This window comes from Brevundimonas abyssalis TAR-001 (assembly GCF_000466985.1).
Classification (GTDB): domain Bacteria; phylum Pseudomonadota; class Alphaproteobacteria; order Caulobacterales; family Caulobacteraceae; genus Brevundimonas; species Brevundimonas abyssalis.
This window is the reverse complement of sequence record NZ_BATC01000076.1, coordinates 1-10,991: the sequence shown is the minus strand read 5'-3', so window position 1 is coordinate 10,991 and position 10,991 is coordinate 1. Positions and strand designations below refer to the sequence as shown.

Here is a 10,991-nt window from a genome sequence, read left to right as displayed (position 1 = left end):
CGACATGGCCAAGATCGAGGCGGGCAAGATGACCCTGCACTACGAGGCCGTGGACCTGTCCGAAATCTGTCAGGACGCCATCCGCCTGATGCGCGGACGGGCGCAGGAATGCGGCCTGAAGCTGAACATGGACGCACCCGACCTGCCCGAGATCGAGGCCGACTACCGCGCCCTGAAACAGGTTCTGCTGAACCTGATTTCAAACGCCGTGAAGTTCACCCCCGAAGGCGGCTCGATCACCGTCCGGCTCAGCCCGGCGGAGGGCGGCGTGCAGATCGCGGTCACCGACACCGGCATCGGCATCGCGCCCGAGGACCTGGCCCGCCTGGCCCAGCCGTTCGAGCAGGTCGAGGGCCAGCACTCCAAGACCACCCAGGGCACCGGCCTGGGTCTGGCCCTGACCAAGTCCCTGATCGAGATGCATCACGGCGAGATGAAGCTGGAAAGCGAACCGGGCAAAGGCACCACCGTCAGCTTCACCGTGCCCGCGCGGCGTCCCGTCGAACAGGACGAAGCCCGGGCGGCTTGAGGCTGCGGGTTTGCTCTTTCCGCCCCCGCGTTTCGCCCACCCCTATAATGGGCGCCGGTCAGCAGCGGTCAGGAGGCGATTTCGGACTATTCGGACAATTCAGACCCTGTTTTTTTCGGGCGACAGAGTCTGAAATCTCACTCCGCCGCCGGCAGGCGCGCCACATGGGGCTCGCCGCTGACCAGCCACACGAGGATGGTCGGCTGCCCCTCGGCCACCACCTCAACCCCGCGCTGGACAAAGGGATAGGCGGCCTCGCAAGGCTGAACATCCGCGCCTTGGTCCATCGCGCAGGCGGTCAGATAACGGTCGCGCTCCAGCCGCCGGATGCCGCGCTGCACCAGAGGCCCGGTCGGCGGCTGCTCGGCCGTGATCACAGTGATGGGCCGGGTGGGGTCCCTGGCCAGGATGAACTCCACATCGTGGCGCATGCTGTGCGGCCGCATGTGGATGCGGATGATGTCGGCCTGGCCGTCATAGTCCACGTCCCACTGCAGCTCGTCCGTCAGCGCGGCGAGGCCATCCCCCGTGGCCGCGTCCGCCGTCGCCTCGGCCAGGGTCGCAACCACCGGCTTGTCGTAGAGATAGGGCGAGCCCATGCACACCGCGTCCCACACCATGTGCTCGGCCGAATGCGGAACAGGCCGGGTGTCCTCGTTGGGCTGCGCCTCGCCCAGCAGTCGGCCCTGGGCATCGTAGGCGCGCACCGTCTGCGTCACCCCGCCGCCCGCGCAGTCGAAGGCGCTGTCGATGACCGTCCAGGCCTGCCCGCCCACCACCGCCCCGTGGTTGACCCAGACATGGCGGGCCATGCGGGTCTCCCAGCTGCGCGGCGTTCCTTGCGGCAGCATATCCGCCTGCCGCAGGAACAGGGACACCCCGTCCGGCCGCTCCGCCGTCGGATTGAAGTCGATCAGCTGCCGCCACGGACCGTCACCCGCCTCCGGCGCGGGCGACAGAAGAGCGAGGGCGGCGAACAGACCGATCATGAGACAACCCCGAGAACCGATGATTGCCCACCTTATGAGGCCGGCCGCGGCCTGCAAAGCGTCGCGCGCGTCGCGGTCAGGAACCGGTAGGTCGCTCGAACGTGGTGACGCCGCGCCCGTGAGTGCGCCGGTTGGGAGAGCCGTCGAAGGCCCAGCGGATGAAGCGGGCGGTGGTCAGGGCGCCGGCGCGCACCACCGGGCGCGGCAAGGGCGGGCGCTGCCCGTGCATCGTCTGGGCCCAGGGCGGCAGCAGGTCGAAGCCGGCCTGCATGATGACTCCGGCGGCGGCGTCCACGGCGGGTGCGCCGATGCGCTGACGCATCACCATGTCGGCCACTTCGCGGGTCCGGGCGTCGGCGCGCAGGACGGGCCGGAAGGACTCGATCACGGCCTCGGCCTCGGCGCGTGTCCGGGGCAGGGGACTGGCGCCCAGCGCCTGACCAACGCGGGCCATCTCGTCGAAATAGGCGTCCTGTTCAGCGCGCGGCATGGCCGGTTCGGCATAGCGGATCCAGGCGTCCAGAAAGCTGATGGTCTCGGTCACATGCACCCAGGCCAGCAGCGCCGGGTCCGACACGCGATAGGCCGTCCCGTCCGGCAGCGCGCCGCCCAGTTTCGCATGGATGCGATTGACCTTGTCGATGGCGGCCTGCCCCGCCTCGGCGTGGTCATAGGTCGTGACGGCGATGAACTTGGCCGTGCGGCGCAGGCGGCCGTGCATGTCGGCGCGGAAGTCGGAGTGATCCCACACCCCCGCCAGAACCGCGGGATGCAGCATCTGCAGCAGCAGGCCGGAGACCCCGCCGATCATCATGGTGACCACGTCGCCGTTCACGCGCCAGGCCACGGAGTCCGGCGGAAACAGCGCGTCGGCCCGCCGCAGCACCGGCCGCTCGCCCTTGTCGGCGTCGTTGAAGACGTCCGAGATCCGGCGCCGGATGGCGGCACGGATGGGGTCGAGGATCATGATCTGTCCCGGACGTTCACGCCCGCCCCGCAGGCGGTTGAAGGGCGAGGATCTTGCGGTCGAGGCGGGTCACCTCCGCCTCCAGTCGCGCCTTCTCGGAGGCCATGTCGACCGGTGCGCCGTCGTCGTATGTGATCTGCGCGCCCTTCGTGATCAGGTCGAGGCGGTGGATCAGAGTGACGCGGCGCTCGATCAGGCGCGCGAGGTCGCTTTCAGGCGCTGCCATCAGGCCGCGTCCCGCCAAGCCTTCAGCGCCTCCAGCGCCCGCACGCTCATCAGGCGCTTCTTGGCCCGGCCGCGATCCTTGGGCGGAATTTTCCTCCCCTCGGCGTCCACGCGCGGCGCCTCCAGCGGCGGCAGCAGGCCATAGTTGATGTTCATGGGCTGGAACTTCGACCCTTCCAGATGCCCGCCGGTGATGTGCTCCACCAGCGCGCCCATGGCGGTCTCCGGCGGCGGTGGGGCGAGGTCGCGGCCCAGCGCCTGGGCGGCGGCGAGGCGGCCGGTCAACAGGCCCATGGCGGCGGATTCCACATAGCCTTCCACCCCCGTCACCTGTCCGGCGAAACGCAGGCGTGGCATGGCCTTCAGGCGCAACTGTCGGTCCAGCAGCTTGGGCGAGTTCAGGAAGGTGTTGCGGTGCAGCCCGCCCAGCCGCGCGAACTGGGCGTTCTGCAGGCCGGGGATCATGCGGAAGATCTCTGTCTGGGCGCCGTATTTCAGCTTGGTCTGGAAGCCCACCATGTTGAACAGGGTGCCCAAGGCGTTGTCCTGCCTCAGCTGGACGATGGCGTGGGCCTTGACCATGGGGTCGCGCGGATTGGTCAGGCCGACCGGCTTCATGGGGCCGTGGCGCAGGGTCTCGCGCCCCCGCTCGGCCATCACCTCGATGGGCAGGCAGCCGTCGAAATAGGGGACGTTCTCCCACTCCTTGAACTCGGTCTTGGGGCCGTCGATCAGGGCGTCGATGAAGGCGTCGTACTGGGCCTTGTCCATGGGGCAGTTCACATAGGCCGCCGCGTCGCCGCCCGGCCCCGCCTTGTCGTAGCGCGACTGGCGCCAGGCGATGTCGAAGTCGATGCTCTCCGCATGGACGATGGGCGCGATGGCGTCGAAGAAGCTGAGGCTCTCCTCGCCCGTGGTCTTCAGGATTGCATCGGCCAGGGCCGGTGAGGTCAGCGGCCCTGTGGCGACGATGACGTTGTCCCAGTCCTCGGGCGGCAGGCCGGCGATCTCCTCACGCACGAGGGTGATCAGCGGATGGGCTTCGAGCTTCGCGGTCACGGCCTGCGAAAAGCCCTCGCGGTCCACGGCCAAGGCCCCGCCGGCCGGCACCTGATTGGCGTCGCCGCAGGCCATGATGACCGAGTCCAGCGCCCGCATCTCGGCGTGCAGCAGGCCCACGGCGTTGTATTCCCAGTCGTCCGACCGGAACGAGTTGGAACAGACCAGCTCGGCCAGGCCGTCCGTGTGGTGCGCGTCCGTGGTCACGCCCGGACGCCGCATTTCATGCAGGATCACGGGTACGCCCGCATTGGCGATCTGCCAGGCCGCTTCCGAACCGGCCAGACCGCCGCCGATGATGTGTACTGGGGAAAGGGAGGTGCTCATGGCGGGGGTTCTAGCCTTCCCACGCTTTAGGCTCTAGCGTTGTGACGGGGAAACGGGGGGCATCATGAAGACCTTTTCGATGGGCGAGGCCCTGGGGTCCGGCTTTGAGATGATCGCGAAGCGGCCGTTGGCTGTTCTGCTGTGGGGCGTGCTGCTCTATCTGCCGGGCATCGCCGGCATGGCGGCGATCTGGCCGTTCATGGGGGCGGCCTGGGCTGATCCCGCTGGACCGGCGGACCTCAGCGACGGCGAAGCCATCAACGCCATGCTTCAGATGCAGGGCTGGTCGGCCGTGTCCAACGGCCTCAGCCTTCTGGTCCAGGCCGTGATCGGCGTGGCTGTGATCCGGCTGGTATTGTGGCCGCGCACCAGCGGCTGGGCCGGCCTGCGGCTGGGCAAGGCGGAGTTCTGCTACATCGTCGTGCAGATCGTCCTCTGGCTGGCCCTGATGGTGCTTGCGGTTCTGGCGGCCCTTCTGGTCGTGCCGATCGGCCTCGCCTTCCGGAGTATCGATCCGACGTTCCAGGTCCTCATCTGGACGGCGCTGGGCGTCGTCGGCTTCGGATTGTTCTTGTGGGCCTGGGGCCGGACGGGCCTGATTTCCGTGGCCAGCGTCGATCACAAGACCCTGGCTTTCGAGCAAGGCTGGCGCATGGCGCGCGGCCAATCGGCCAAGCTGGCGGCCATGGGCCTGCTCAGCGCGATCCTGTGCGTCGTCGTGTTCCTGCCGGTGGTGGCGCTGGCCGCCCTGTCTGTCGGGCTGGCGGGCATCGACTGGGCCGCGTTCGCAGACGCCGACACCTGGACCATGACTTGGGAGCCCCGCCTGATGATCGGTTTCGGCCTCGCTTTGCTGTTCATTTTCGCCGGCACAGGCGCGGCCACGGCGGTGGCGTACGCCCCCTGGGCCAGCGCCTATCGCCAGTTGCGGGCGTCGGCGGATGAGGCCCATCCGGAATCGTCATGACGCCGTCAGGTCTTTCAGGTTACGCTTCAGGTTCAACTACGACTTCACGGGAGGGCTACGACCATGGCGTTTTCAGCCAGCGAATGTGCATTTGAAGGGTTCCGGCTTGCGCGCCGAACGCCCATGACCATCCTGATCTGGGCCTTGGCCTATATCGTTTTCACGGCCGTCTGCTTCGCCCTTGTCGGAGGGTCGTTCGTGGCCCTCATGGCGGCGGCGACCGATTTGCAGGGCGCGACCGACCCCTCCATGGATCAGTTGCAGCCGCTGATGGCGGCCTATGCGGGCATGGCCTGGATTCTGCCTCTGACCATCGTATTCGGCGCGGTGATCTACACTGCGGCCATGAGAGCGGTGTTGAGGCCTGAACAGAAAAGCTTCGGCTACATGCGTCTCGGCATGGACGAGGTTCGGGTGTTCGTCGTCTATCTGGTGCTGTCCATCCTGGCGGTGGTCGCGGCCATGGTGATCTTCGGGATCGCGGGCGTGATCGCGGGCCTGGCGGGCTCCGCCGCCGGTGACGCGGGGGGGCGCGATCGCGGTTGTGTTCATGATCGCCGCCACGGTTCTGTTCGTCTGGTTGCTGGTGCGGTTCAGCCTGGCGCTGCCGATCACCGTGGACCAGCAGAAGTTCGCCATCTTCGATTCCTGGGGCGTGACGAAGGGTCGGGCGCTCGGGCTGTTCGGCATGACGGTGATCGTCATCGTCATGGCGATCGTGGTGTCGATCCTGACGTCCATCGTCATCCTGCCGCTGACGCTGCTGGCGGGCGGAATGGCCGACCTCTCGGCGCTGGAAGGCGCCGATGTGGGCGAAATCTTCAGCGCCATGGGCCCGGCCTCGTGATCTATCTGATCTACAACGGGATCGTTTCGGCGCTGATGCTGGCCATCTTCTATGCCCCCTACGCCGCCGCCTACCGCGACATTCGCGGCGGCGCGGAGCCGGTGGTCGTCGAGCCGACGCCGTCGCTGTAAAGCCGGATCAGGCCCGCGCCTTGGCGCGGGCCTTTTTCGGGGCGGGGGCGGCGGCTTCGACCGCCGCCTTGACCCGCGCAAGCCGCCGCGTTTCGTGGCGGTCCAGCATCTCCTTCAGATAGCGGCCGGTCCAGCTCTTCGGATCGGCCGCGACCTGTTCGGGGGTGCCCCTGGCCACGATCTCGCCGCCGCCGTCGCCGCCCTCCGGGCCGAAGTCCAGCAGCCAGTCGGCCACCTTGATCACATCCAGATTATGCTCGATCACCACGATGGTGTTGCCGTGCTCCACCAGCTCCTGCAGCACCTCCAGCAGCTTGCGGGTGTCTTCGAAGTGCAGGCCGGTGGTCGGCTCATCCAAAATGTACAGGGTCTTGCCGGTGGCCCGCTTCGACAGCTCCTTGGACAGCTTGACCCGCTGGGCCTCGCCGCCTGACAGGGTCGTGGCCGGCTGGCCCACCTTGACGTAACCGAGGCCGACACGCTCCAGCGTCTGCATCCGGTCGCGGATGGGCGGCACGGCCTTGAAGAAGGTCGCCGCCTCCTCGACCGTCATGTCCAGCACGTCCGAGATGGACTTGCCCTTGAACACGATCTCCAGGGTCTCGCGGTTGTAGCGCTTCCCTTTGCACACATCGCAGGTGACGTAGACGTCCGGCAGGAAGTGCATCTCGATCTTGATGAGGCCGTCGCCCTGGCACGCCTCGCAGCGCCCGCCCTTGACGTTGAAGCTGAACCGGCCAGGGCCGTAGCCGCGGGCCTTGGACTCCGGCAGGCCCGCGTACCAGTCGCGGATCGGCCCGAAGGCGCCGGTGTAGGTGGCCGGGTTCGAGCGCGGCGTGCGTCCGATGGGGCTCTGGTCGATGTCGATGACCTTGTCGAAATGCTCCAGCCCCTCGATGCGGTCGAAGTGGGCAGGCGCGTCCGAGGCGTTGTGCAGCCGCCGGGCCGCGGCCTTGTACAGGGTCTCGATTGTGAAGGTGGACTTGCCGCCGCCGGACACCCCGGTGATGCAGGTGAACACACCCACCGGGATCTCGCCGGTCACGTTCTTCAGATTGTTGCCGGTGGCGCCGGTGATCTTCAGCATCTTCTTGCGGTTGATCGGGCGGCGGCCCTCCGGCGGCAACTCGATCTCGCGCTCGCCGGTCAGGTATTTGGCGGTCAGGCTCCGGCCGTTGGCCATGACCTCAGCCGGGGTGCCCTCGGCGCAGACCTCGCCCCCGTGCACCCCCGCCGCCGGGCCCATGTCGATGACATGGTCGGCGGTCATGATGGCCTCTTCGTCGTGCTCGACCACCAGCACCGAATTGCCCAGGTCCCGCAGGCCGCGCAGGCTTTCCAGCAGCCGCGTATTGTCCCGCTGGTGCAGGCCGATGGACGGCTCGTCCAGCACATACAGCACCCCGGTCAGGCCGGAGCCGATTTGCGACGCCAGACGGATGCGCTGGCTCTCGCCGCCCGACAGGGTGGCCGACGCGCGCGACAGGTTCAGATAGTCCAGCCCCACATTGTTCAGGAAGCCGAGGCGGTCGTTGATCTCTTTCAGGATCCGCCGGGCGATCTCCAGCTGCTTCTCGGTGAGGCTGTCGTCCAGGGTGGTGAACCACAGGTGCGCCTTGGAGATGGACAGGGCCGAGATGTCGGCGATGTCCTCGCCGCCCACCTTCACCGCCAGGGCCTCGGGCTTCAGGCGCTTGCCGCCGCAAGCCTCGCAGGGTGTTTCGGACTGATAGCGGCCCAGCTCCTCGCGCACCCAGGCCGAGTCCGTCTCGCGCCAGCGCCGTTCAAGGTTCGGGACCACGCCCTCGAACGCCTTGGCCACCTCGTACTTCCGGGCGTTGTCGTCATAGGTGAACTTCACCTTCTCCTTCGTGCCTTGCAGGATCACATCCTGGGCCTGCTGAGGCAGGTCGCGCCAGGCCACATCCATCGAGAAGCCGAAGTGCCGCGAAAGCGACTGCAGGGTCTGGGTGTACAGCGGCGACGGGCCGCGCGCCCAAGGGGCCACCGCGCCCTTGTGCAGGGTCTTGTCCCTGTCCGGCACCACCAGATCCGCGTCGAACGCCAGCTTGACGCCCAGCCCGTCACAGGCCGGGCAGGCGCCGAACGGGTTGTTGAACGAGAACAGCCGCGGCTCGATCTCGCTGATGGTGAAGCCCGACACCGGACAGGCGAAACGTTCCGAGAAGATGATCCGGCGCGGCTGCTCCTCGCCCTCCTTCACATCCGCCCATTCCGCCGTGGCCAGGCCGTCGGCCAGATTCAGCGCGGTCTGGATGCTGTCGGCGTAACGGCTTTCCAGTCCGTTCTTGGTGACCAGCCGGTCCACCACGATGTCGATGTCGTGCTTGAACTTCTTGTCCAGCGTGGGGGCGTCCTCGATGGCGTGGAAGACGCCGTCGATCTTGACCCGCTGGTAGCCCTGGCGCTGCCACTCGGCCAGCTCCTTGCGGTACTCGCCCTTGCGGCCGCGCACCACGGGGGCCAGCAGATACAGCCGCTCGCCCTCGGGCAGGGCGGTCAGCTTGTCCACCATCTGGCTGACGGTCTGGCTCTCGATGGGCAGGCCGGTGGCGGGCGAATAGGGCACGCCCACCCGCGCCCACAGCAGGCGCATGTAGTCGTGGATCTCCGTCACCGTGCCGACGGTGGAGCGCGGATTCTTGGAGGTGGTCTTCTGTTCGATGGAGATGGCCGGGCTCAGGCCCTCGATCAGGTCCACGTCCGGCTTGCCCATCAGCTCCAGGAACTGGCGCGCATAGGCCGACAGACTCTCCACATAGCGCCGCTGACCCTCCGCATAGATGGTGTCGAACGCCAGCGACGACTTGCCGGACCCGGACAGGCCGGTCAGCACCACCAGCTGGCCACGCGGAATGTCCACGTCCACGCCCTTGAGATTGTGCTCGCGGGCACCGCGAACGCGGATGAAATCGTGCTTGTCGGTCATGCGAGGGAAAAGCCGTCAGATGCGGGGAAGGTTCAGCCGAAACAGATACGCGACCGCCCTATATGGGGATCAATCCGCGTGATTCAGCAAGAACATTGTGGGAACATTGCGGCGTTTCACACCGTGAGGTATCGTTCGCCCATGGCCGATGGTTTCGACATCCACCTGAACGAAGATCAGGCCCGGCGCCTCAAGGCGGCGGCCGAAGCATCCGGCGTCGACCCGAAGACCTATCTCCTTCAGGCGCTGGAACAGGCGATGAATGACGGCGAGGAGGCTCGCCGTTGGGCCGAATACCAGCGCACGGGTGAGACAATCCCGCTAGAAGACGCCTTGGCTGTCTTTGATGCGCAGCTCAAGCATAACCTCGCGCAGAGCGGGTGACCTACGAGGTCGTCGTTCTGCCCAAAGCCCAAGGGGACCTGGTCCGCCTCGCCGCCTTTCTCGCCGTTCACTCGCCGCCATCTTCCACACACGCGAGGATCGGTAGGCGCGCCCCTACCCTTCCTTCGCCACGCCCTCCACCAGCGGCACGAACCGCACCTCCAGCAGGCTTTCGCGGCTGAAGGCGCCGTCCTCGTCGGCGGTGTAGCGGTTCAGCATCTGCACCGAGCCACGCCCCACCGGCGCCACCAGCACCCCGCCGGGCTTCAGCTGGCGCAGCAGATCCTTGGGCTCATGGGGCGAGGCGGCGGTGACCATGATGCGGTCGAACGGCGCCTGTTCGGGCCAGCCCTCGCCGCCGTCGCCGTGCCGGGTGAAGACATTGTCCGTCCCCAGCGCCTTGAGGCGGGCCTCCGCCTCCTTCAGCAGGCTCTTGTAGCGCTCCACCGAATAGACGAACCGCGCCAGGCGGCTCAGCACCGCGCACTGGTAGCCGCTGCCCGTGCCGATCTCCAGCACCCGGTGGCGCGGCCCGACCTGCAGCGCCTGGGTCATCAGACCCACCACATAGGGCTGGCTGATGGTCTGGGCGCAGTCGATGGGCAGGGCCTGATCCTCCCACGCCTGATCGAGGAATTTCTCGTGCACGAACACCGCGCGGTCCACCGACTCCATGGCCGCCAGCACGCGGGGGTCGGTCACCCCCTGCTGGCGCAGGCTCAGGATCAGCCGTCCGGCGCGGTCATCTCTCATTCCGCCGCCTTCGCCACCTGCTTCGGCGGCGCGCCGCCCAGAACGCCCTTCAGATCATGCAGGCTTTCCCGGTGGGTCAGGTCGATGTGCAGGGGCGTGACCGAGATGCGGCCCTCGTCCATGGCGCGCAGGTCGGTGCCGTCGGCGTGCTCCTGTTTGGCGCCCCGGAAGCTCATCCAGTAGTAGTCGCGCCCGCGCAGATCGGTGCGGCGCACCGCATGCATCTCGCCGATGTCGCGGAAGCCCTGGCGAGTCACCTCAACCTGCTTGACCAGCTCGGGCGGCAGGGCGGGGAAGTTCAGGTTCATCACCACCCCGTCGCGCCAGGTCTGGTCCAGCAGGCGGTTGATGATGGCCGGGGCGAAGGCCTCTGCGGTCTCCCAGTGGGCCGTCACCTCGTCGTGGAAGCGTTCAAGGCTCTGGCTCAGGGCGATGGAGCGGATGCCGAAGGCCATGCCCTGCAGCGCCCCGGCCACCGTCCCGGAGTAGGAGCAGTCCTCGCCCACATTGTGCCCGCGGTTGACGCCGGACAGCACCAGATCGGGCCGATGATCCGCCATCAGGTCGTTGACCGCCAGCACCACGCAGTCGGTGGGCGTTCCGGTCACGGCGAAGCGACGGTCGTTGACCCGGTTGACCCGCAGCGGCTCGGTCAGGGTGATCCCCCGCCCCTTGCCCGACTGCTCCACGGCGGGCGCCACGGTCCAGACGTCGTCGGACAGTTCGCGCGCGATGCGTTCAAGACACTCCAGCCCCTCGGCCTCGATGCCGTCGTCGTTGGTGAGGAGGATGCGCATCAAATCTCCCCCCGCCGGGGGGAGACAGGCGTGCGAAGCGCGCCAGAGGGGGGCAAGTCAGGTGAC

The 10,991-nt window shown here is 67.5% G+C and carries 13 protein-coding genes; 5 read left to right on the top strand and 8 right to left on the bottom strand.

What is annotated here, in order from left to right; all coding sequences use genetic code 11:
* The coding region (locus MBEBAB_RS13560; RefSeq protein WP_242397178.1) for a sensor histidine kinase at positions 1-529 on the top strand (529 nt) is incomplete at its 5' end.
* A 137-nt stretch (positions 530-666) separates the two neighbouring features.
* On the opposite strand, the gene MBEBAB_RS13555 is transcribed toward MBEBAB_RS13560, so the two are convergent.
* The 4 genes from MBEBAB_RS13555 to trmFO form a co-directional block, all read right to left on the bottom strand.
* Positions 667-1,518, bottom strand: a complete 852-nt coding sequence (locus tag MBEBAB_RS13555) for a hypothetical protein (protein WP_021698557.1) — start codon at positions 1,516-1,518, stop codon at positions 667-669.
* Positions 1,519-1,594: 76 nt separating this feature from the next.
* Entirely contained in the window at positions 1,595-2,485 is an 891-nt protein-coding gene (locus MBEBAB_RS13550) for an oxygenase MpaB family protein (RefSeq protein ID WP_021698556.1), read from the bottom strand.
* Between the two features lie 16 nt (positions 2,486-2,501).
* Entirely contained in the window at positions 2,502-2,729 is a 228-nt protein-coding gene (locus tag MBEBAB_RS13545) for a hypothetical protein (protein ID WP_231378820.1), read from the bottom strand.
* The gene (gene trmFO / locus MBEBAB_RS13540) at positions 2,711-4,096 is read right to left on the bottom strand and encodes a methylenetetrahydrofolate--tRNA-(uracil(54)-C(5))-methyltransferase (FADH(2)-oxidizing) TrmFO (RefSeq protein ID WP_021698554.1); all 1,386 of its coding nucleotides are present in this window, start codon (positions 4,094-4,096) and stop codon (positions 2,711-2,713) included. The genes MBEBAB_RS13545 and trmFO overlap by 19 nt, the downstream gene beginning before the upstream one ends.
* Before the next feature lie 64 nt (positions 4,097-4,160).
* Here trmFO and MBEBAB_RS13535 point away from each other — a divergent pair, with 64 nt between their 5' ends.
* Positions 4,161-5,063, top strand: a complete 903-nt coding sequence (locus MBEBAB_RS13535; RefSeq protein ID WP_021698553.1) for a hypothetical protein — start codon at positions 4,161-4,163, stop codon at positions 5,061-5,063.
* A 72-nt stretch (positions 5,064-5,135) separates the two neighbouring features.
* Here the strand turns inward: MBEBAB_RS13535 and MBEBAB_RS16345 are convergent, their stop codons facing one another.
* Complete coding sequence (locus MBEBAB_RS16345) at positions 5,136-5,627, bottom strand: hypothetical protein (RefSeq protein ID WP_148291565.1); 492 nt, start codon at positions 5,625-5,627, stop codon at positions 5,136-5,138.
* Between MBEBAB_RS16345 and MBEBAB_RS15305 the strand changes: the two genes are divergently transcribed.
* The gene (locus tag MBEBAB_RS15305; RefSeq protein ID WP_148291564.1) at positions 5,614-5,910 is read left to right on the top strand and encodes a hypothetical protein; all 297 of its coding nucleotides are present in this window, start codon (positions 5,614-5,616) and stop codon (positions 5,908-5,910) included. The genes MBEBAB_RS16345 and MBEBAB_RS15305 overlap by 14 nt on opposite strands.
* Positions 5,907-6,041, top strand: a complete 135-nt coding sequence (locus tag MBEBAB_RS18155) for a hypothetical protein (RefSeq protein ID WP_021698551.1) — start codon at positions 5,907-5,909, stop codon at positions 6,039-6,041. Before MBEBAB_RS15305 ends, MBEBAB_RS18155 begins: the two co-directional genes overlap by 4 nt.
* Positions 6,042-6,048: 7 nt before the next feature.
* Here the strand turns inward: MBEBAB_RS18155 and uvrA are convergent, their stop codons facing one another.
* On the bottom strand, positions 6,049-8,991 hold the full coding sequence (gene uvrA, locus MBEBAB_RS13525; RefSeq protein ID WP_021698550.1) for an excinuclease ABC subunit UvrA: 2,943 nt from the start codon (positions 8,989-8,991) through the stop codon (positions 6,049-6,051).
* Between the two features lie 141 nt (positions 8,992-9,132).
* Between uvrA and MBEBAB_RS13520 the strand changes: the two genes are divergently transcribed.
* Complete coding sequence (locus MBEBAB_RS13520) at positions 9,133-9,375, top strand: hypothetical protein (RefSeq protein ID WP_021698549.1); 243 nt, start codon at positions 9,133-9,135, stop codon at positions 9,373-9,375.
* A gap of 114 nt (positions 9,376-9,489) precedes the next feature.
* Here the strand turns inward: MBEBAB_RS13520 and MBEBAB_RS13515 are convergent, their stop codons facing one another.
* Both MBEBAB_RS13515 and surE read right to left on the bottom strand, forming a co-directional pair.
* Complete coding sequence (locus MBEBAB_RS13515; RefSeq protein ID WP_021698548.1) at positions 9,490-10,128, bottom strand: protein-L-isoaspartate(D-aspartate) O-methyltransferase; 639 nt, start codon at positions 10,126-10,128, stop codon at positions 9,490-9,492.
* On the bottom strand, positions 10,125-10,925 hold the full coding sequence (gene surE, locus MBEBAB_RS13510) for a 5'/3'-nucleotidase SurE (RefSeq protein ID WP_021698547.1): 801 nt from the start codon (positions 10,923-10,925) through the stop codon (positions 10,125-10,127). Before surE ends, MBEBAB_RS13515 begins: the two co-directional genes overlap by 4 nt.
* Positions 10,926-10,991: the final 66 nt, after the last annotated feature.